Genomic DNA, 21,689 nt, shown 5'->3' on the forward strand with positions numbered 1-21,689 from the left:
AACCATTTTTTATGGTTTATTATTGCGTAGTTGTGTGTTTGCACATAATGTCTTTTCAAGCTACAACGCGGCAGAATCACAAAGGGTGATATGCATGTATCCGGTTTGTTTACGAATGTGCTGTGCGGTTCGATGTCGTGCAGCCAAGGTGTCTGAAGATACACCTGTTTTCTTTTTCTGATCTGGCCGGATAATCAGTTTGCCGGCTGGGTGTTTCTTTATCCAGAGGCATTAAAATGCTGGAATCTCAGATTGTCGAAGTAAACGGTACTTTTTTGGGTACTGTTATTTTAGAAGCAGACCGTTCTACGCGTCGTTTTTATGCGGCGCATGAAAGCGTAAAATCTTTACATAACAGCAGATTTACGCAGGCAGATAATCCAATATTGTCTGTTACATGTGTGTTTCGCCGTGTAGGCCAAGGGCGGGGTGGAATGCGCGCCTAAAAACAGGTTTTCGTGTATTGCAACAGCCAAGCCTATCTATTGTGTGTATGCAGAAATAAAAACCTTTCCAAACAGTGTTTTATGTTTTGACAGGAAGGGATACTGCAAGCTAAATAGTTCTTGGTTCGAAATAATATACGTAAAATTTTATTCAAGTAAAGTAACAAGTATTTCCCGTGTGGGATAAAAACAACCAAAAGGTTGTTGGGGGCGCTTAATGACTGGTTCCGTTCGCTCTGGTTTTTTGCTGACAACAGCCATATCTGGTCTGTTTTTTCCATGCGTATTGCATGCAGAAACATCGGAGTCTGAAGTTGCAGCCTTGCGGCGTGAAATGGCCATGATGCGCCGTGATATGCAGGGTGAAATTCATCGCTTGCAAATGCGTGTTGCGCGCTATGAGCATGTTGCGCAGGGTAAGGGAAATACCGCCAAGGTGGCATCTGGTGCTTCGCATCCACATCTTGTGGCGGCTGGGCCAGAAGAGCCCCAGCCAGTATTTGCAGAAGAACCTTCTCATCCTGTGCATCATGGCCCCCGCACAGGTTCGGAAGCGCATCCTGCTTTGCCGGAAGGCCCAGTTGCTTCTTGGGCGGAGTTTAAGGCGGCTTCTGCAAAGGAAGAAACGGTCCATATTGGTGGCATTCAAGTTGGTTTTCCAAAAGGACGCCCAACTATTGCTTCGGATGATAAAGCCTACGCATTTTCCATTGGCTTGTTAGCTCAGGAAGATGTGGGTGGGTTTTTTGGAATGTCTCCACGAAATGGAGAAACCAAAGGGAATTTCAATTCATTAACACAAAATGCGCGTCGTCTGCGGCTCTATCTTTCATGGCGGTATAAAGACTGGGTTGTGAACGTAACGCCAGATTTTGGGTCCAGCAGTGTTGATGGAACAGTGGGCTTGTTTGAAGCAAACCTAAACTACACAGGATTGCGGAACACAACGCTTACAGTTGGGTATTTTCAGCCGCGTATGGAAGAAGAAAGTGCGGAGCGTTCAGGCGCTTTCGAATTTTTGGAACGTCCAACTATTGTGGATCTGGTACGTAACCTTGCTGGTGGTGTGGCACGCTTTAGTGTTGGTGGTGAGCATTACGAAAAACGCTGGCTTGTTTCGGGCTATTTCACGGGGCAGAAGTTTGGGGATCGCTCCAAGGATACCACAATTGTTGATAGTCAGACAGGCGCAGTTATCCGTGCAGCGGGTCGTCCTTATGTCTCAAAGGATATAGATGTGCATGTGGGAGCTGGAGCAACTTCTGTATTCAAGGTTAATGAAAATAGCAGTGGACGCCAGTTGAAATTGTCAGACAACATGGAAGTGCCTTTGGGGGAAACCAGTTTGCTAACATCAGGAGCCCTTACGGATGTTGCGCAAATCTGGGCCGCTGGGCCACAGTTGGCTTTGCGTTGGAAGCGCTTTTTGCTGAAAGGTGAATATTATCATATTGGCGTACAGCGTGACCATCAGGCGCAAACTGTTCATTTACCGTCTTTGGGTTTTGATGGTTGGTATGTGGCGGCAAACTATACAATTTTGGGAACACCAAGATCTTATAGTGAGAAAACGGCAGCATTTACTACACCCGGCGTAACGTATGACTTTGATCCGGCAACCGGCCACTGGGGCGCGCTGGAAGTTAGCGGGCGTTGGAGTGTAACAGACTTGTACGGTACGGAAAATCAAGGCGGAGCAGGTATTAACGGAAACCAGCAAACAGTCTGGCAGGGTGGATTTAACTGGTACCCTAATAGGCATATCAAGGTGATGTTGGATTACGCACACTTTATTGTATCACGCTCCAAGGGCGTATCTGGTGGCGTTAATCTGTTTGGGCGCGATGGAAATGCAGTTGTTGGCCGCGTGCAGGCGGCATTCTGAAAAACTGGTTTGAAGGTCTCATAATCATGAAAAATACAACCTTTTCTTTTTCTCGTCGTCACTTGCTTGTTGGGGCTGCTGCTTTAGGGGGTGGTGCCTTCTTGGGTGTACATGCAAAACAGGCGCAGGCTGCTTCTTTTAACCTTCTGAATGTATCCTACGATCCAACGCGTGAATTATATGCTGAAGTGGACAAGGCTTTTGCAAATACGTGGCATCAGACACATCCAGAAGATAATGTAACTGTAAAAACAGCACATGGGGGATCTGGCGCGCAGGCGCGTTCTGTTCTGGAAGGTGTGCCAGCAGATGTGGTCACATTAGGTTTAGCCTATGATATTGATTTGCTTGCACAAAAAGGCCTGATTGCTACAGATTGGCAAACACGTTTGCCGCATAATTCTACGCCTTATACCAGCACAATTGTTTTTCTTGTGCGCAAGGGAAATCCGAAAAACATTAAGGATTGGCCAGATCTTGTGCGTGATGGTGTGCAGGTTATTACCCCCAACCCTAAAACTTCTGGGGGAGCACGTTGGAATTATCTGGCTGCATGGGGATGGGCGTTGCATCAGAATAATGGTTCAGAAGATGCAGCAAAAACTTATCTCAAAAGCTTATTCAAGCATGTTCCCGTTTTGGATACTGGAGCACGTGGCGCAACAAACAGTTTCGTACAACGCCATTTAGGTGATGTTTTGCTTGCGTGGGAAGATGAAGCATTGATGGCAGCACGTGATATCGGGCCAGATCAGTTTGATATTGTCGTACCCTCACAAACTATTCTTGCAGAACCTCCTGTTTCTTTGGTGGATAAAAATGTGAAGGCACATGGTACAGAAGCTGTTGCCAAAGCATATTTAGAGTTTTTGTTTAGTCCGGAAGGACAAAAAATTGGTGCCAAACATTATTTTCGTCCGGTAGATCCGGCAGTGTTGGCGGACTATGGGCAGGTGTTTCCAAAGGTCGAAACATTTGATGTCGCTAGTCTGGGGGGATGGACAAAGCTACAAAAAGACCATTTCTCAAACGGTGGTATTTTTGACAGCCTTTATAGATAGATATCTATCTATAAAGTATTTTTTTGATATTAGATGAAAGATGGCGCTGGCATGTATTGCTGGCGCCATGTTCGTGGGGAAACACCGCTCCATTTGCGGAATGCTCTGCTGAACGCACTCGTTTCTGAATATCCCAGTAGTCTGGCAATTTGGCTGATATCATTTTCTGGTTGTTGTAGAAACACACATGCCTGTTTATAGCGCGTGGTTTCTACCAGATCAGAATAAGATATTCCAAGATATGCAAGTCTTCTCTGCAAAGTCCAAACCGGCATGTTCAAGCGCGCAGATAATTGGGTTAGATGGCCGCCTTCTGGTAAAATTTCTTCAAGTGCTAACAAAACATGCTCTTTAAAAGATATGTGCGGGTGAGGCGTGCTGTATCCGTTGCGAGAGAGTGAGATCAGAGACGCTTTTACAATTTCCAGCGTATGCGGTTGTGCGTCTGGCATCGCGCATTCCAAACCAACATCACGGAAAATAAGAGCATTGGTTGGGCGGTCAAAGCGGATAGTAGCCTGAAAGGCATCTTGGTGCTCGTGCGCCTGCTCAGGTTGCGCATGTGCAAAATGCACTTCTTCTGGTTGCCACGTAGGCCCTAAAGCATAGCGTAGCACATTGCAAAACATGCCTAGTGTAAGTTCTGCATCTTGCCGTCGTTCTGTAATGGTTGGGTCTGTAATAGCGTATTCAAGCCGCAATAGGTTGCCTTGGCGCACAAGGCGTGTGTGCGTGCAGCTTTGATGGTAGATGAAATGCGTTGCAAGGTTATGAATGGCGTCTTTTACCGTGGGTGAAAGAAGCGCCACAAACCCGATTAACCCCAATGTTTGTGGTTGAAACTGCTGCCCAAACCATAGCCCCAGATTACCGTTCTGGGTTTCCTTCGCGGCTTCAGTAAACAGGCGGCAATATGCGTTCAGGTTTAGCATATCCGTGGGCAAGGCTAATTTGCCCGGAGCCAACCCAGCGCGGCCAGCAATGCGGTCAATATCCCCCCCATGGTTTGTAATAAAGCCTTCTGCGCCAGAAGCAGCGGCGGCCATAACACCAGAGGCAGAAAAGGCGGGCAGGGGAGACATTGCTATCCTTTGTTTAAAGCGAGAGTGTGATCTGCAGCCTGCTTTGTTATGAAATGTTAAAAATATGTAGCGAGCAGTCAAGTCGCAAATCATTTCCATATGATATCATTCCGAAGTAGATATGATTTTAATGCATGCAGAAAGCGAGTCCTATCTCTTTCGTGTGTAGCTAAGGAGTTCCTTCAATGGTGTATCGTTGCATTCTGGGAGGTGAGACATACAGCTTCGATGATCTGAAAACGTTGCTGGCAGTTGCATCATCCGAACGCTCGGGAGACCAGTTGGCCGGTGTTGCGGCGCAGTCGGATGTACAGCGCATAGCTGCACGTTATGCCTTGGCGGATCTACCATTGCAGACATTTTTGGACGTTGCGCTCGTTCCGTATGAGGAAGATGAGGTGACGCGCCTTATTATGGATACGCATGATAAGGCCGCCTTTGCACCGCTTGCACATATGACAGTCGGTCAGTTTCGGGATTGGCTGCTCTCGCACGAAGCTGATACCGCAACACTTGCTGCTGTTGCAGCGGGTATCACGCCAGAAATGGCTGCGGCAGTTAGCAAGTTGATGCGTAATCAGGATTTAATGAGCGTAGCGCGCAAAATTCGTGTGATCACGGGTTTTAGAAATACCATTGGTTTAGAAGGATGTTTATCATCTCGCTTGCAACCTAATCACCCTACGGATGATCTTAAGGGAATTGCTGCGTCAACACTGGATGGTTTGTTGTACGGTATGGGTGATGCTGTTATTGGCATTAACCCAGCTACAGATAGTGTAGCAAATGGCATGGCTTTACTGGATATGTTGGATCATGCGCGTCAGCGTTATGATATTCCGACACAGACCTGTGTGCTCACGCATGTAACCAATACATTGGAAATCATGAATAAGGGCGGAGCAGTAGATCTGGTTTTTCAATCTATTGCAGGTACACAAAAGGCCAATGAAGGATTTGGAATTAACCTTTCTATTCTGGCAGAAGCGCAAGATGCTGCGATAGGGCTTAAACGTGGCACGGTTGGCCAGAATGTCATGTATTTTGAGACGGGCCAAGGGGCGGCTCTTTCAGCCAATGCGCATCATGGTATGGATCAGCAAACAGCAGAGGCGCGGGCTTATGCTGTTGCACGTGCGTATAATCCCTTACTGGTAAACACAGTTGTTGGATTTATTGGCCCTGAATATCTGTATGATGGTAAGCAGATTATCCGTGCCGGTTTGGAAGACCATTTCTGTGCCAAGCTGTTAGGTGTGCCAATGGGGTGTGATGCCTGTTACACTAACCATGCTGAGGCGGATCAGGATGATATGGATAACCTGATGGTGCTGCTTGGCGCAGCGGGTATTACCTTTCTGATAGGCGTGCCAGGCGCTGATGATGTGATGCTGAATTATCAGAGTCTTTCGTTTCATGACATTCTGACATTACGCAACTTACTAGGGCTAAAGCCCGCTCCAGAATTTGCGACATGGTTGGAGCAAATGGAACTGTATAACGGCAAGCACAACCGCATGCGGGAACTAGCGCCGGGGCAAACCCGCCTTGGGCAGTTGGTTGGTGCAGTATGATAGATAAAAAACTGCTTTCTACGGGACCATCCATGCCAGAAAAACGTGATGACTGGCAAGATTTACGCCAGTTTACGCGGGCTAGAATTGGCTTGAGTCGTTCAGGAAATGCACAATGCACAAAAGATGTTTTGGCGTTTCAGGAATCGCATTCCAAGGCTCGGGATGCTGTGCATATTCCTTTGGATATTGCCTATTTACAGGCAGAAATGGGAGATGCGCCAATTATCTGCGTTTCCAGTCAAGCACCAGATCGGCAAACTTATTTGCGCCGTCCAGATCTGGGGCGCAAGCTGAACGGCGCATCACTTGAGGTTTTGCCTCATGCAGACTGGGATGTTGTCTTTGTTGCGGCGGATGGACTGTCTTCTATTGCAATACAGAAAGAAGCCCTGCCGCTGTATCGGGCAATGTGCAAACGGTTGCTGGGGTGGCGTATTGCACCTTTGGTTGTGGCAACGCAAAGCAGAGTAGCTTTGGGTGATGAAATTGCCCAGACAATGGGCGCAAAAATTGTTGTCATGATGATTGGGGAGCGCCCCGGCTTAAGTGTTGCCGACAGTATGGGGGTGTATCTGACATATGCGCCTTATGTAGGCTGCCCAGATTCTTCCAGAAACTGTCTCTCAAATATTCATACATATGGCCTTTCTACGTCTGCTGCGGCTGACAAACTCACCTGGTTGATGCAGGAAGCCATGCGTTTGAAAGAAACAGGAATTGGTTTGAAAGATTCTTCCCCAGAGAATGGAATAATCGAAAATACACCGAAGATTTCTTGATAATTCTCTGACACAAAAGGATGTACTGAAGCATGGGTGAGGGTTCAACGCATCTCAACAAATCTCTAAGCACGTTCCATCTATGGGGTATTGCTGTTGGTCTGGTTATTTCCGGGGAGTATTTTGGCTGGAGCTATGGCTGGGGTACCGCTGGAACTTTAGGGTTTTTGGTAGCCACAGTTTTTGTGGCGATTATGTACACGGCTTTTATCTTCAGTTTTACAGAACTTACCTGTGCCATCCCGCATGCTGGTGGCCCATTTGCTTATAGTTTTCGTGCATTGGGGCGTTGGGGTGGTTTGTTAGCAGGGCTTGCCACGCTGGTTGAATTTATTTTTGCACCCCCAGCCATTGCGTTGGCTATTGGCGCGTACCTGAATGTGCAGTTTCCAAACCTCTCCCCTAAAGTTGCGGCGTTGGGGGCGTATTTGGTGTTCATGACACTAAATATTGTGGGGGTGCATATTGCTGCTACATTTGAACTGTTTGTAACAATAGCTGCTATTATAGAGCTTCTTGTGTTTATGGGGGTCGTGGCACCAGCCTTTTCATGGCATAACTTTCTGCAGAATGGCTGGGGCGTTGCACCGCATTTTGGCTGGACAGCTATGGGCGGTATTTTTGCAGCCATTCCATTTGCTATCTGGTTTTTTCTGGCCATTGAAGGCGTGGCTATGGCAGCAGAAGAAGCAAAAGATCCGCGCCGTTCCATTCCCATCGCTTATATTGCAGGTGTGCTTACGCTTGTTTCATTGGCATTTGGTGTCATGCTTTTTGCTGGTGGTGTGGGGGATTGGCATACGCTTGCCAATTTGAATGATCCTTTGCCACAAGCCATGAAGGCCGTTGTGGGCAGCAACAGCGGATGGTTGCACATGTTGGTGTGGCTGGGGCTGTTTGGTTTGGTTGCCTCCTTGCATGGTATTATCATGGGGTATGGTCGGCAGATATTTGCATTGGCGCGTGCAGGGTTCTTGCCTGCTGTGTTGGGCAAGTTGCATCCACGTTTCAAAACGCCTTATACGGCCACGCTGGCTGGTGGCAGTATCGGGATTGCAGCTATCTTTTCGGATGACATTATCTCTATCAATGGGCAGTCTTTAACGGCCACATTGGTTACGATGTCTGTGTTTGGCGCTTTGACTATGTATCTGCTGAGTATGATCAGCTTGTTTCGTTTGCGCCTGAAAGAACCTGCTTTGTCTCGCCCCTATCGGGCGCCGTTGTATCCGGTTTTGCCAGCTATCGCGTTGCTTGGTGCCATTATTTCGCTTGTAGCGGTTATTTATTATAATCTTACGATATTTTTCATATATGTTGGGTTTATCGCGGTTATTACATGTTTTTTCATGGCGTTTTCGCGCAAATCACAATCAGATATTTAATGCTGCTAGAGATTATATAATAAAGCATTGCTGGATTAGATTTTATTAGCCCTTTACTGTTGTGTTATAACGTTTGAGTATGCTCAGGCGTTATAACACATTTTATTTTTAATCACTTTATCCTTGCGTAAATTGAGAATGTAAATGCATCTCAAGCCTTGCATGTGGTGTCATGCAAAGGCATATAATCACGAAAAAGTGATCATGACACGACAAGATACAGACTGCTATGCCGGAAGTTCCTAGACCTCGGTAGGATTGTTGCGTTTCAGGCAAGCCAGATATGAATATAGTGTTTGACAAGCCGCAAATTTGTGCAAGAAACAGGACTAAAATGATCTTGTTTATGCGGTTTTGAATTGCATTCTGAATGGCTTGCATTGTTCAGGTAAAATATGTGGTTTTTTGCAGGTGCAGGGTGAGTAAGATGTTATTTTAAAACAGTATCTGCAGATGTTGGAGCAACGATTATTTCAAAATTTCTTAAAAGGATTCCCTGATGAAGCGGGAAGTCAGTAGTTTAACCCATGCTGCTGTTGTGGGTGTGCTTATAGGGCTGTCAGGATGCGATCAAAAGGCATCTGCCCCTGAAATGCCGCCGCAAAGTGTGCAGATTCAGGTTATGAAAAAGCAGTCTGTTGCGGTGCATACCTCTCTTCCCGGTCGTACGGATGCTTTTGAAATTGCACAGGTTCGCCCGCAGGTTACAGGTGTTATTGAAAAACGGTTGTTCCGCGAAGGTGCTGATGTTGTTGCAGGCCAACAACTGTACCAGATTGATCCTTCACGTTATAAAGCGGTGTATGACACAGCTCGTGGGCAGTTGGCAGAAGCTCAGGCTGCCGAGGTTACAGCGCGCGCCAAGCTGAACCGCTACCGTGGGCTTGTGCAGTCTCATGCTATTAGCCAGCAGGACTATGATGATGCCCTGGCAGCGGAAAAGGAAGCCCAAGGGCGTATCCTAAACGCGCAGGGGCAGGTAGAAAGCGCACAGGTAAATCTGGGCTATACAAAAATGTATGCGCCTATTTCTGGCCGGATCAGCCGTACGCTGATAACCGTTGGTGCGTTGGTTACCGCAAACCAGACAGATAATACGGCCATTATCACGCGGCTGGACCCCATATATGTTGACGTTAATCTGCCAGCCATCACGCTGTTGCGCCTTAAGCGTGAACTGGCGGAAGGGCGTATTCAACGGCAGGAAGATGGTAAGGTGCCGGTACAGGTTACGCTAGAAGATGGCTCTGCATATGAGCACATCGGTCAGATGGCGCTTTCTGAAGTAAACGTGGATACGGCTACGGCCACTGTTATCGTACGCGCTATTATGCCCAACCCAGATAAGCTGTTGCTCCCCGGTATGTACGTACACGCCCAGTTGGATGAGGGTGTGGACCCCGCAGCGCTTGTTGTGCCGCAAGATGCCGTAACCCGTAATACACATGGGGACCCGCAGGTGTGGGTGGTGAAACCCGATAACACGGTCGATTTACGCCAGATCACCACGGGGCAAACCGTTGGCGCCAATTGGATTGTGACATCCGGGCTAAAGGAAGGCGAACGTATTGTTGTGGAAGGGCTGCAGAAAGTAACGCCCGGAGCCAAGGTTGATCCGCACGAAGAGGCATCTCAGCCAGCAGCCAAAGCCACTAGCCCCGTAGATCAGAACTCTCAAAAGAGCCAGTAACCAGCATGAGCCTTTCACGCTTCTTTATTGATCGGCCAATTTTTGCGTGGGTGATCAGTCTTATTATTATGCTGGTTGGGGGGCTGTCTATTTTTCGGCTGCCTATTTCCCAGTACCCTAGCATTGCGCCGCCGCAAATTGCCATCAGTGTAACGTATCCGGGTGCTTCGGCTGATACGGTGAACGATACTGTTGTGCGCCCGATCTTGCAGCAGATGTTCGGGCTGGATCATCTGGAATATATTTCTGCGCAGTCTTACGCATCGGGCCAGATGGAAATTGATCTGACCTTTGCGCAGGGGACAGATCCAGACATTGCTCAGGTGCAGGTTCAGAACAAGCTCCAGCTTGCCCAGCCAAAACTGCCAACAGAAGTGACTGCTCAGGGTTTGAGCATTACCAAGGCGGTTAAGAACTTCATGCTTGTGGTGGCCTTTATTTCCACCGATGGCAGCATGAATGGTGGCGATATTGCAGATTATGTGGCGTCTAATATTTCCGACCCGCTCAGCCGTGTTTCCGGTGTGGGTGATCATACGCTGTTTGGGTCTGAATACTCCATGCGTATCTGGATGGATCCGGCCAAGCTGTTCAACTATGGCCTGACCGTAAGAGATGTTGAAACCGCCATTCAGAACCAAAATATCCAGCTTTCATCGGGTGAGCTTGGTGGTTTGCCTGCAACCAAAGGTATTCGGCTGGATGCCACTATTATTGGCCCGCAGCGCCTGACATCTCCAGAAGAGTTTGAAAGAATTCTGCTGAAAGTGCAGCCCGATGGTTCTCAGGTGCGTATCCGGGATATTGCCAAGGTTGAACTTGGGCCGCAGACCTACAACACCAACTCCTATTATAATAACATGCCGGCTTCTGGCATGGCGCTTAAGCTGGCACCGGGTGCAAACCAGATTGCAACAGAAGCCGCAGTGCGTGCCCAGTTGCATGAGCTGGAACAGTTTTTCCCGCCGGGTTTGAAAACCGTTTACCCGCTGGATACCGAGCCGTTTATTACCCTTTCTATTGGGGAAGTGGTTGAAACGCTGCTGGAAGCCATTGGCCTTGTCTTTTTGGTTATGCTGGTGTTTTTGCAGAACTTCCGCGCCACGCTTATTCCTACCATTGCGGTGCCTGTTGTGCTGCTGGGTACGTTCGGCCTGCTGAATCTTTTGGGCTATTCCATCAACACACTTACCATGCTGGCTATGGTGTTGGCTGTTGGCTTGCTGGTGGATGATGCCATTGTGGTGGTGGAAAACGTTGAACGTGTGATGACGGAAAAGCAGCTTTCCCCGCGTGAGGCTGCCCGTGTTTCCATGGATGAAATCTCTGGCGCGCTTGTAGGTATTGTGCTGGTTCTGTCGGCTGTTTTCCTGCCTATGGCTGCATTTTCTGGTTCTGTCGGGGTTATTTATCGGCAGTTTTCTATCACCATTGTTGCGGCCATGTGGCTTTCTGTGCTGGTGGCGATGGTGCTTACGCCAGCCCTGTGCGCCACTATGCTCAAACCCGGTCAGCATGAAAAAACTAAAGGTCTGGCTGGGTGGTTTAATCGCCATTTTACAAGGCTGACCAATGGTTATCTTGGGGGTGTAAACTACCTTCTGCGGCATTTTATGCTCACAATGGGGGCTTTTGTTCTTATTACAGCGGCTGTGGTTGTTCTGTTTCTCCGGGTTCCCGGTGGCTTTTTGCCGGATGAAGATCAGGGGCTCATTTTTGGGCAGATCACCATGCCGCCCAATGCCCCCATGGAAAAAACAGCCGAGATCAATCATGCTGTTGCAGACTATATTCTTAAGACGGAAGCAGATTCTGTTGAATCCGTTTATTCTGTAAACGGGTTTAACTTTGCCGGGCAGGGCCAGAACTCTGGCGCGTTCTTTATCCGTTTGAAGGATTGGTCTGTCCGCCCGAAAGCATCCCAATCTTCTGCGGCAATTGCCATGCGGATTATGATGCACTTTTGGGGCAGCCCTAAAGCACAGATTCTGGCCTTTAACCCGCCAGCGGTTCTGGAATTGGGGAACGCAACAGGGTTTGACCTTGAGTTGGAAGACCGTGCGCATCTAGGCCACCAAAAATTGCTGGAAGCCCGTAACATGGTGCTGGGCCTGGCTGCCCAGGACCCCAGTCTGTTGGCTGTGCGCCCGAATGGTATGGAAGATGCTGGCCAGTACCATCTGGATATTGACCGGGAAAAAGCAAACGCTCTTGGTGTGACTATTGATGATATCAATACCACTATTGAAGGGGCACTGGGCTCTATTTACGTCAACCAGTTTACGCGCAATGACCGTGTAAAGCAGGTATATATCCAAGGTGTTGCCAGTTCCCGCATGCAGCCGCAGGATCTGGACAAATGGTATATCCGAAACTTCACGAACACGTTGGTGCCGCTGAATGCTTTTGTAAGCGCCCACTGGATTTCTGGTCCGCAGAAGGTTGAAAACTATAATAGCTTCAACGCTTTTGAAATTCTGGGCCAACCGGCTGCGGGTTATAGCTCTGGCCAGGCGCTGGCGACAATTACCAATATCCTGAAAAAACTGCCCGCAGGCATCGGGTATGAATGGACGGGTCTATCTTTTGAGCAGAATGCGTCTGGGTCTTCTACAGGGCCACTTTATGCTCTGGCCATGATCGTTATTCTGCTGTGTCTGGCAGCATTGTACGAAAGTTGGGCCATTCCGCTGGCGGTTTTGCTGGTTATTCCGCTGGGGGTTGTTGGCGCAATTATTGCAACATTAATGCGCGGCTTAGCGAACGACGTCTATTTCCAGGTGGGGCTGCTTACAACAGTTGGGCTGGCAGTTAAGAACGCTATTCTGATTGTTGAGTTTGCCAAAATGGGCTTTGAGCAAGGCAAAACCTTGGAAGAGGCTGTTCTAACGGCTGCGCGGGAACGCTTGCGCCCCATTTTGATGACATCCATTGCCTTTGTGGTGGGGGTATTTCCATTGGCTATCGCATCAGGGGCAGGGTCTGCCGCGCGTGTTGCTATTGGCACGGCTGTAGTGGGTGGTATGGCTTCGGCAACGTTGCTGGCTGTTTATTTTGTGCCTGTGTTCTTTGTGGTTGTTCTTCGGCTTTTCAAGGTGAAGCGCATCAACGAACGCACAGATCCGCATGCCCAGATTATGAATTCTGACGGACACGAGTAAAATTATGACGCATTTTTCCGCATCCCGTCAGTCGCGCCTGTATCGTCAAGTTGCATGTCTTGCAGTGGCAGCCGGGCTTTTGGGTGGCTGCACTATGATACCCAAATACAAGCGGCCACAACCGCCGCTTGCACAAACGTGGGCAGATTATCAGCACACAGATAATGCCATGCTGCAAAAGGCCGCATCTGATATTGGCTGGCGAGACTTCTTTATAGACCCGCGTTTGCAGCAGTTGATTACCATTGCCCTGCGTGAAAACAGAGATATCCGGCAGGCGGCGGCCAGCATTGTAGAAGCGCAGGGGCGTTATGATATCCAGCATGCAGGCTTGTTTCCCAGCATTGGGGCAACTGGTGGGCCAATGTATCAGGCTCCATCTGATGCCGCGGGTTTGAGCTTTGCGCCTGGTTTGGATTCAGCCCAAACAGGTACGGGTATGGCGCGTAATCCGTTCCGTTTTTATCAGGGTGGTATTGGGTTTTCGGCTTATGAAATTGATATTTTTGGCCGCATCCGTTCCCTTAGCCGAGAAGCAGCAGAAGAAACACTGGCCCAGCAGGAAAACTTTAGGGGGGTGACCATCAGCATTATTGCGCAGGTTGCCAACGCATATATTGCGTGGTTGGGTGATAAGCAGGATGTTATACTTGCGCAAAATACGTTGGGAAGCCAGCAAGGCACATTGCAGCTTATCCAAGATAAATATAACCACGGAGAAGCCGATCTGCTGACTGTCAGGCAGGCAGAAACGCAGGTTGCACAAAGTGCTGGCCTGTTGGCTGATTCTCAAAGAAAGGTGGAGCAGGATGAAAACCTTATCAGCTTGCTGATAGGGGCGCCCATTCCTGCTGATTTGCCGCCGCCTTCCAATTTGGGGCAGCAAACTGTTCTGGCGGATGTGCCTGCGGGTTTACCATCAGATTTGCTGAACCGCCGACCTGATATTGTGCAGGCTGAACATGATCTGTTGTCTGCGCAGGCAGATATTGGTGCAGCGCGTGCCGCGTTTTTCCCGCGTATTACACTTACGGCCAGTGATGGTATTTCCAGCTTGCAGTTTCATAAACTGTTTACATCTGCGGCAACCACTTGGGGGGTGAACCCAAACATTCAAATTCCTTTGTGGACGTGGGGGCAAAATTCAGGGAACCTGAAAGCCTCTAAAGCGCGCCGGGATAGCAAAATTACAGCCTACGAAAAAACAGTGCAGACAGCATTCCGAGAAGTTGCTGATGCGCTGGCTGGAAGAAAGGCGTATCTGGATGAGCAGAAGGAAGTAGATGCTTTGGTAAATGCTTCTGGGGATGCATATCGTCTTGCAAAGATGCGTTATGAAGCAGGGATCGATTCCTACTTAACAACGCTGGAATCGCAGAGGGCCTATTTGCAAGCACAGCAAAATCAAATTTCGGTAGATGTATCCAGATATCAGAATCTGGTCACGCTTTATCGTTCACTTGGTGGTGGCTGGAAAGAAAAAGGGTAATTGGATATTTGCAAAAATGGCAAATAAAAAGCCGCCCCAAAGGGCGGCTTTTTACAGCATCAAATGCAGCTTAAAGCAATTAGATTGCTTTAATGCTGACTGCTGATGTCTTGCCGTTACGGCCGGCTTCGAGCTCGTAAGAGACCTGCTGGCCTTCGGTAAGGGTATGCATACCGGCGCGCTCAAGCTCAGAGATATGAACGAACGCGTCCTGTCCCCCATTGTCCGGCTGAATGAAACCAAAACCCTTTGTAGGGTTAAACCATTTTACGGTGCCTGTTGCCATAACAAGGCTCCTTTTTCACAACAGCGGTCGTGTACAAAATACACACGAAATCATAACTTTTAAGGAGAAAAACTGACGCAACATGCGCCGATGACTCAGATAAAAGCATCCGCTTGCGCTATCAATGTGCGTAAACCAAAAGGAATGCAAGGATAAACTGATGAGCATCAAAAATTAAATCATTATTTCCATGCCAACACACTGTAGAATAACACTTTTCAGTATTTTTATTTTTAAATTTATAAAGTTAAACAAAGCTGCTGCATAAAAATTAAGGTGATGATTATTTATTGTTTCAGGATGGTAGATGGGGCAGGCGATCATTCCTGATATAAACGGAAGATCCCGCAGGCACTTGTGTATAGTCTGTGTGCAGAATATCAACCACGCAGGGCATGAACTTTTTGGGATCATGCACGCCCCAGATAACCCAGCTATCAAAATAAATGGCTGGAGGCTTATCTTTAGGTAAATCAGCACATAAATCACGATCATACCCGTGCCACGGGTGGGCGGCGTAATCGGCTTCCCACGGGAGATACGCATGATATTTCTTTATGGGTAACCTGTGGGCCAGAAGATACGCATCAGGATTATAAGGGACAGCCAAAATTCGTTCATCGGGACGTGTATAAGCACGAATGGTTTTGGCAAAATCAACAGAGTCATCTTGCGTCAGATGCCACTCAGTGGCACGCCTTTGTGCCAATGTTTGCCCCCAAGGAGAGGAAAGGGCGTGTTGGGAGGAGAAGAATATTCCGCCAATGCTACCGAATGCCAAGAACGATAAAATATTAGGACGGTTTTTTAAACAGGCTGTGGCCATTAAGCTTGCCAAACCAAACGCAGCCATAAGAAAAGCCCCGTTTTGAAAACCATTCATTCCCCGGATCTGAAGCGTCATCAGACCACAAATAGCCAGAAGGGCACAAACCTTATAGGTGCTTTTCCAAACAAGAAGAAAGCTACCAAAACCGATGGTGATGACAGCCAGTGTTTCTATAACGCGGTCAGGCGCAAAGGAAAGTGCCATGCCGTGTAGAAAGGCATCCATGCCAAAGGGAATGTAATGTGCATACCATCTCTGATTGGCGATAATATGAAAAGCAATCATGCCACCTATATCGCCATAGACGGCGAGCCATAATGTCATGACCAAACAGGCACAAAGGCACCCCAGAGTGACCCATTTTAGAGTTTCTTTGTAAGCTGAGCGATTAAATGCCCAGATCAGGCACGGGGTAGCGTAAAATAAAACAGCGAGTGGGCCAAACGCATAGGCTGCGAAGGGTAAAAGTGCCGTGGCAAAGCCTCCGCAAAAAGCCTGAGGCTCAGATACAGGTTTATTCAGGCAAAGTGGCACTACAAAAGTAGCCATGCTGATAACAGTTAATGCACCGCCAATGGGCCAATAACTATCCAGATGCAGGCCTTGCACGGTCCAGACAGACGCAATGCCTCCCACCCACATGGCGGTTGCCAGATAACGCTGCCAATTAAAAGTAAAAAGAGGTGTACAAAAAATGGCCAGCCCGGCAAGGCTGGCCATTAGTGTAGAAACAAGCCGGAAAACCCAAAGGTGCGAAACACCAGCAACAGGCCCCAGTATCCATGAGAGCATGAAAACCAGAGGTCCATGCGCATCAATATAGTCTCGATAAAGCCGATCACCATGTTGCATGGCGAGAACACCCAGAAAGTGCCCAGATTCATCGCTGAAAGGCAGGCCGCCAAAGCCCTCTATATTTCTGAATGTGAAAAAACTGATACATACGGAAAATAGAACCAGCGGAGCTATCAGTCTTTTGGTAACACGCATGTTGGTTCTATTTTCCGTGCGTTTGATTGTACGGAAAAGAGTATCAGAACTCCGCAGAGAAAGTGAAGTGATAAACACGCGGCAGGCCAGCATACAAGCTGGATGCTGCGCCAGATGTGCCACTTGGTGCGCCGGTATAAACCGAGGCCCAGTAGCGTTCATTAGTAGCGTTGCTCACCCCAAAACGTACAACCCATGGAAATTGTGCCACATGAAATGCATAGCGCGTACCCAGATCCAACGTGGTGTAGGATCCGGTATGGAGTGTGTTGGTAACGTTAGCTGCGCGATTGCCCATGTAATGCACATTGGCATTGAAGGCCCAGCCAGATGCAAATGACCCCATGGAAGCCGGCAAGCGATAATCCAGCAACATGTTAGCCTGCAAAGGTGCTGCGCCAACAATTTCCTTATTATTAAGTGAGGAAGATGCTGCATGCACTAGTTCTGCATCTAGCCAAGTCATGCCAGCAAGGACAGAAAGGTTAGGCAGCACTTCGCCAGAAATCTGGGCTTCCACACCATAGTTGCGCTGTGTGCCGCCGTATTGATAGGTCTGGCAATTTGTCATGGCTGCGCAACCTGCATCCGGGTTTTTTGCGGCCACATACATTGCGTATGGTGATGTCATACGGAAACCGGCAACGTTAAACTGCATTGTTTTGTAACGCAGTTTGTAGCCCACTTCATATTCTTCAGAATGGGCAATGGGCAGCGCCATGTTTGTGTTGGTGTAGCTTGCACTATTAGGGGTAACAGGCCCTGCTTCAACAGAACGACCATAAGTAAAATAGATGGTCTGGTTATCTGTTGGTTTGTACATCACGCTGGCTGTGGGGCTAAAAGCTGCTGATGTATCAAAAGTTTTTCTGAGAGGGCTTTTGGAGTTAAGCGCACTTTCCTGATTGATCCAGCTCCAGGCAAGTGTGCCCATAACAGACCAATGTTTGTTGATGCGCATGGTGTCACCCACAATAAAAGACTGGCTAGTGACACTGCTGGATTTATAACGCCCATGATAATAAGGCTGTGTGCCGCTGGAAGGGGAGGGGCCGGAGAGATTATATACCCCTAAGTTCTGTGCGCTTGTAACTGCACCTGTGGGGTTATAATTCCCCATCATGTAACCGTTGGTGCCAATCACCAGATCATGCTGCAAGGGCCCGGTGTGAACACGGCCGTTAAAATAGGCCATGTTACTGCCAACACGGAAATCATTCGCCGTGGTTGTGGCAGTTGCTTTGGAACTGAACCAGCCATTGCTACCAGTTAGGCCACCGCAGGTTTTGCTGCCATCACACAATGTATCAGCCACACCAAAGGATTGTCTGGCGGCATCCTGATACAAACCACCCAGTGTGAAGCTCCAATCTTTGTTGATCTGGTGCTTAATTTTGGCAAGAAACGTATTGGTTTCCATATTGTAGCCGCTCCATTCAGGAGCCAGCCGTTTGCTCAGATCCGGTGCTTCGGGCAGTTTATCTCCGCCCACTCCGGTTGCTAGAATACCAAAACCGGGTGCAGTACCGCGCTGGTCAAAAGTGTAGTGGCTGGCATCAATTTCGATAACCGTCTTGTCATCAAGGTGGATATCAAAATCACCGCTGACCATTTCGCGGCGAACCATGCTGCCTTGCGTATAAGCGGTGCCGTTGGCATGCAGCATGTTCAGGCGGTAACCAAACCAGCCATTCCGCCCCAAACGACCAGAAATATCACCATTAACTGTTGGTGTGCCGATGGAATCTACACCAACAGAAAGGCGTTCTGTACGCCGATCTGTTGGGCGTTTGAGGGTATATTCAAAAACACCGGCTGGGTTTTCTGGCCCATACATTGCGCCTGCCAAGCCGTTCAGAACTTGCAGGTTGTCTACCCATTCTGCCGCATAAGGTGTGGTGGCAACAACGTTTAGCCCATCAAGACGAGAGTTGGAGATGACATCGGCCTCAAACCCACGAGATTGTGGGCGAGACGTGTTGGGATCACCACGAACTTCCAACTGCACGGAAGGGAGATATTGCGCCATGTCATTGAGGTTGCGGATCTGTTGGTTCACCACAACATCGTGCGGAACACCCATGACAGAATAAGGCGTATCCAAAGTATCTCGGTTACCTAATGGGCCAAGATAAACAATCTTGTTCATATATTTGGCTGCTGTGCCATCTGCGGCATGATGGCCATGAACATTCACAGTCTCACCATTGGAGCCATCCAGTATCCCTGCAATAGGGGCGGCGGTGGCTTGTTTTTTTGGTGCTGCTGTTTTTATAGCAGCTTGTTTGCTGCCTGCATGCGGCTTTGTAGGATCAGGCGTTGCAGCCAGTGCCGAGGTTGTCAACAAAAGGGCGCTAAACGTTCCAGCAGCGCAAAAAGTATGAAAACGATCGTGCATAGATTCTGGCAGGTCCGGGTTTAAAGTAAAAAACAAAGGGTGAGTTTCTTTTGCCGGGCCGGATGTCAGCTTGTCTATATATATTGGTACATAAATCTGTATATGAATGAATATGGATGGAGAGTGATGCTAAAATAATACAGTTATGCTGAATGGACTGCAGAGCGATAAGATGTGCTGTGAGTGCCAAAAGATAATTGAGTAACGCTAGAAAAAAGGCTCTACCTACAAAAGGTAGAGCCTGCTTAAAATAAGTATTGTATTGACGTATTAGGCACAATGTTTGGTATTTGCCTTATTCTGATGATTAACTAAAAAAGGTTCTGCTGCGCGAATATTTATGGACAGAATGCCAATAGTGCAGTGGGATAAGTTACCTTGCCAGAGGCAGTGCAGCACTACTAAAGACTTTTCCATCATCGTAAACTATCGCATAGCCGTTTATAATTTTAGTATCGGCAGCAACATAACCACCACTTGCTAGCGTTGCGGAGGTTAAGTTGCCGCTATCATCAACAATAATCCCACCACTGGCATGTGTTGCATTCACAACCGTGACATTGCCGCCAGACAGGGTAATGAGACCGCTCTAGGTTGTTGTATCAGTCAGTTCACCGTCTGTATGAACATTAACAGCACCGGTAGAAAGAGTTGTATCCGAAGCAGACCCAGAAAGATTCAAGGTAACATAAGGTTCTTTTAAAGTGGCAGATATACTTGTGCTGCCAGAGAAGACGAGAATATTCTCACCTGTTGTTGCTGATGTAAACGAGGTTGATCCAACAGTTTCAAGCGTGCCGCCAGATATGAGTGCGCTAATGGCGGCCCCATTACTATAAACATGTTATATCCCTCGGCCTCAGCAGTAACACCGCTGGCAGTGCTGCCGTTCTGCTCAGTGTTGCTGCTGTCACCACCAATGGTAGTACTTTGAGAAATATATGAAATGATCGTTATTTTTTATGAACAATGGGTTTTATTGTTTCAATAACTTGTTTCGACGTAATAAGGCGCGTGCATTCAAACTGGCGCGGCGTGTTGGCATGCCGTGGGCACCATAAAAAATCATGGTGATCAAAACGCTCTTTCGGGTCATTCCAGCAAGAATTACAGGTGTGCCAGTTGATGATACGGAAAGGCGTTTCAAATTCGGTTGTTGGGTGGCTAAAGCCAGCAATCATGACCACAGGGGTTCCGGTAGACCATGCCAGCCAAGATAAGCCAGAGCCAAGCCCGATAAAAAACTCTGCATGTTTCAGCCAGCGCGCACGTTCTGTAAGAGGGCGGCTACCGGTTTGGTCTTCTGCTTCATACGGAATATGGTTCCAGACAATACCAGTACCATGTACGGTTTTCTGATCAATACAGATCACCCGGTATCCTTGGGCTTTCAGCCATTTAATAACTTCATCCCATCCCGTCGGATTGTTCCAGTATTTGCATTGAGATGATGCTTGAGCGGCAATACAGACATAAGGTTCCTCAATAGGGCGTCCTTCATCTGGAAAGCTGATTTTTGCAGGTTCTTCTTTGGGGCTAACCCCAAGAATATAGGCTGCCGTTTTATGTAGTCCCACCAAACGGAAGTCGGAAGGTTGCCAGTCACAAGTGGCATCATCAAAAAAGAGGCCTAGATAATAAGTTGCGTAAGCCTGCTCTGTAAGTTTTTTTGTTCGTACATCATCATGCGTAACAAAATTGATGTGTGGGTAGGCATTTTGAAATAATGGAATCAGGAGTTCGGACATGGCGCATGTTACCTGCGCTTGCCGCGTTTCCGCAAAACGTGCGGCATAGGGTACCCATGCCAACGTATCTCCCAATGTTCCGACAGGGAATATGATAAGAACCTGCTTATTTTTTGAATCGTAAGCGTGGGAAAAAACCTGCGTGCTGGTAACTTTTCCGTCTTCTGCTGTAACATCCTGCCAGACAGTGATGCCAAACCGCACGTACCAGCGCTTGGATGAACGAACGAGCGCTTGGCTCAAGCCCGTCTGTGCAAACAAAATATTCCCGGTATCCAGATCTGCGAGTTCAATACGCCAAGTCCCTTCCGTTTCTCCCAACAAAGGGAGGTGAACGCGGCACCCTTCGTTAAAATCAAACCGAATATTCTTTGGCGCTTGCTGTGTGGGAAGCGCGGCAGCTGTGGGATATGGGGCCCCTTGTATTGTCTTGGACTGATTAGCTTGAGTGCTGGTTGCCGTTGTCTGATCAGTCATGTTTTATACCACCAATAAAGAATGTTTGACTATCTTTGTCTTGGAAATGCGTATGTGTTTTCATTTTCTCAACCATCGAATTACGCGAGGATAAAACCCTGCCTATTGAGTTGTTAACTAATTACGGGACAAACTTATAACATTTATTTATGTTAGCGCAATAGAAACATAAATATTCATAAAAATTTTGCGCAATTGATAGGGGTTAAACAAAGAACTCCCATGTATTTTTAAGATCAGGACTCATTCTTTGATAGGGAATGATAAAACTTGTTGCGAGTGGATGGCAGACAAGAATGTATAAACTCAGTGATCATATCGTGTTGCAACATGTTGCTAGTTTTTCAGCTTTGCGAATATGCCTTCGATATTAAGATTGCATGCTGACTCAGAAAGCACGCGCCAG

Annotated in this window: 15 protein-coding genes; 9 read left to right on the top strand and 6 right to left on the bottom strand. The window is 47.9% G+C overall.

From position 1 onward, the window contains the following. The first annotated feature begins 236 nt into the window (after window positions 1-236). The 3 genes from WG31_RS00650 (at window position 237) to WG31_RS00660 (ending at window position 3,392) form a co-directional block, all read left to right on the top strand. Complete coding sequence (locus WG31_RS00650; RefSeq protein WP_006116714.1) at window positions 237-446, top strand: hypothetical protein; 210 nt, start codon at window positions 237-239, stop codon at window positions 444-446. A gap of 217 nt (window positions 447-663) precedes the next feature. Next, window positions 664-2,331, top strand: a complete 1,668-nt coding sequence (locus WG31_RS00655; protein ID WP_150177521.1) for an OprO/OprP family phosphate-selective porin — start codon at window positions 664-666, stop codon at window positions 2,329-2,331. Window positions 2,332-2,357: 26 nt separating this feature from the next. Then, entirely contained in the window at window positions 2,358-3,392 is a 1,035-nt protein-coding gene (locus WG31_RS00660; protein ID WP_063353300.1) for a sulfate ABC transporter substrate-binding protein, read from the top strand. A gap of 29 nt (window positions 3,393-3,421) precedes the next feature. Here the strand turns inward: WG31_RS00660 and qhpR are convergent, their stop codons facing one another. Then, window positions 3,422-4,567 carry an AraC-like transcriptional regulator QhpR gene (gene qhpR, locus WG31_RS00665; RefSeq protein ID WP_209439378.1) on the bottom strand — a complete coding sequence of 382 codons (1,146 nt, stop codon included), beginning with the start codon at window positions 4,565-4,567 and terminating at the stop codon, window positions 3,422-3,424. 92 nt (window positions 4,568-4,659) lie between these two features. Between qhpR and WG31_RS00670 the strand changes: the two genes are divergently transcribed. From WG31_RS00670 to WG31_RS00695, 6 genes are all read left to right on the top strand, one after another. Further along, window positions 4,660-6,048, top strand: a complete 1,389-nt coding sequence (locus tag WG31_RS00670; RefSeq protein ID WP_063353302.1) for an ethanolamine ammonia-lyase subunit EutB — start codon at window positions 4,660-4,662, stop codon at window positions 6,046-6,048. Next, window positions 6,045-6,830: an ethanolamine ammonia-lyase subunit EutC gene (eutC, locus tag WG31_RS00675; RefSeq protein ID WP_063353303.1), complete on the top strand. Its 786-nt coding sequence runs from the start codon at window positions 6,045-6,047 to the stop codon at window positions 6,828-6,830. The genes WG31_RS00670 and eutC overlap by 4 nt, the downstream gene beginning before the upstream one ends. Window positions 6,831-6,862: 32 nt before the next feature. Continuing rightward, a complete protein-coding gene (eat, locus tag WG31_RS00680; protein WP_063353304.1) occupies window positions 6,863-8,215 on the top strand; it encodes an ethanolamine permease in 1,353 nt (450 codons plus the stop codon). Window positions 8,216-8,714: 499 nt separating this feature from the next. Next, complete coding sequence (locus tag WG31_RS00685) at window positions 8,715-9,905, top strand: efflux RND transporter periplasmic adaptor subunit (RefSeq protein WP_063353305.1); 1,191 nt, start codon at window positions 8,715-8,717, stop codon at window positions 9,903-9,905. A gap of 5 nt (window positions 9,906-9,910) precedes the next feature. Then, entirely contained in the window at window positions 9,911-13,066 is a 3,156-nt protein-coding gene (locus WG31_RS00690; RefSeq protein ID WP_006116722.1) for an efflux RND transporter permease subunit, read from the top strand. Between the two features lie 4 nt (window positions 13,067-13,070). Continuing rightward, on the top strand, window positions 13,071-14,555 hold the full coding sequence (locus tag WG31_RS00695; RefSeq protein WP_063353306.1) for an efflux transporter outer membrane subunit: 1,485 nt from the start codon (window positions 13,071-13,073) through the stop codon (window positions 14,553-14,555). Window positions 14,556-14,634: 79 nt separating this feature from the next. Here the strand turns inward: WG31_RS00695 and WG31_RS00700 are convergent, their stop codons facing one another. The 5 genes from WG31_RS00700 to WG31_RS00715 form a co-directional block, all read right to left on the bottom strand. Beyond that, window positions 14,635-14,841 (bottom strand): cold-shock protein, encoded by a 207-nt coding sequence (locus WG31_RS00700; RefSeq protein ID WP_003623691.1) that lies wholly within the window; start codon window positions 14,839-14,841, stop codon window positions 14,635-14,637. 295 nt (window positions 14,842-15,136) lie between these two features. Next, a complete protein-coding gene (locus tag WG31_RS15735; protein WP_063354818.1) occupies window positions 15,137-16,660 on the bottom strand; it encodes a hypothetical protein in 1,524 nt (507 codons plus the stop codon). 43 nt (window positions 16,661-16,703) lie between these two features. Continuing rightward, a complete protein-coding gene (locus WG31_RS00710; RefSeq protein WP_063354817.1) occupies window positions 16,704-19,058 on the bottom strand; it encodes a TonB-dependent siderophore receptor in 2,355 nt (784 codons plus the stop codon). 373 nt (window positions 19,059-19,431) lie between these two features. Then, the gene (locus tag WG31_RS15965; protein WP_245191526.1) at window positions 19,432-19,608 is read right to left on the bottom strand and encodes a hypothetical protein; all 177 of its coding nucleotides are present in this window, start codon (window positions 19,606-19,608) and stop codon (window positions 19,432-19,434) included. Between the two features lie 403 nt (window positions 19,609-20,011). Beyond that, on the bottom strand, window positions 20,012-21,283 hold the full coding sequence (locus WG31_RS00715) for an autotransporter strand-loop-strand O-heptosyltransferase (RefSeq protein WP_063353307.1): 1,272 nt from the start codon (window positions 21,281-21,283) through the stop codon (window positions 20,012-20,014). Window positions 21,284-21,689 lie beyond the last annotated feature (406 nt).

Source organism: Acetobacter oryzifermentans (assembly GCF_001628715.1).
Classification (GTDB): Bacteria; Pseudomonadota; Alphaproteobacteria; order Acetobacterales; family Acetobacteraceae; genus Acetobacter; species Acetobacter oryzifermentans.

Excerpts from the sequence above, each read along its gene's own strand:
- WG31_RS00650 (WP_006116714.1), top strand. The coding sequence starts at position 237 with ATGCTGGAATCTCAGATTGTCGAAGTAAACGGTACTTTTTTGGGTACT.
- WG31_RS00655 (WP_150177521.1), top strand. The coding sequence starts at position 664 with ATGACTGGTTCCGTTCGCTCTGGTTTTTTGCTGACAACAGCCATATCT.
- WG31_RS00660 (WP_063353300.1), top strand. The coding sequence starts at position 2,358 with ATGAAAAATACAACCTTTTCTTTTTCTCGTCGTCACTTGCTTGTTGGG.
- qhpR (WP_209439378.1), bottom strand. The coding sequence starts at position 4,567 with ATGATTTGCGACTTGACTGCTCGCTACATATTTTTAACATTTCATAAC.
- WG31_RS00670 (WP_063353302.1), top strand. The coding sequence starts at position 4,660 with ATGGTGTATCGTTGCATTCTGGGAGGTGAGACATACAGCTTCGATGAT.
- eutC (WP_063353303.1), top strand. The coding sequence starts at position 6,045 with ATGATAGATAAAAAACTGCTTTCTACGGGACCATCCATGCCAGAAAAA.
- eat (WP_063353304.1), top strand. The coding sequence starts at position 6,863 with ATGGGTGAGGGTTCAACGCATCTCAACAAATCTCTAAGCACGTTCCAT.
- WG31_RS00685 (WP_063353305.1), top strand. The coding sequence starts at position 8,715 with ATGAAGCGGGAAGTCAGTAGTTTAACCCATGCTGCTGTTGTGGGTGTG.
- WG31_RS00690 (WP_006116722.1), top strand. The coding sequence starts at position 9,911 with ATGAGCCTTTCACGCTTCTTTATTGATCGGCCAATTTTTGCGTGGGTG.
- WG31_RS00695 (WP_063353306.1), top strand. The coding sequence starts at position 13,071 with ATGACGCATTTTTCCGCATCCCGTCAGTCGCGCCTGTATCGTCAAGTT.
- WG31_RS00700 (WP_003623691.1), bottom strand. The coding sequence starts at position 14,841 with ATGGCAACAGGCACCGTAAAATGGTTTAACCCTACAAAGGGTTTTGGT.
- WG31_RS15735 (WP_063354818.1), bottom strand. The coding sequence starts at position 16,660 with ATGCGTGTTACCAAAAGACTGATAGCTCCGCTGGTTCTATTTTCCGTA.
- WG31_RS00710 (WP_063354817.1), bottom strand. The coding sequence starts at position 19,058 with ATGCACGATCGTTTTCATACTTTTTGCGCTGCTGGAACGTTTAGCGCC.
- WG31_RS00715 (WP_063353307.1), bottom strand. The coding sequence starts at position 21,283 with ATGACTGATCAGACAACGGCAACCAGCACTCAAGCTAATCAGTCCAAG.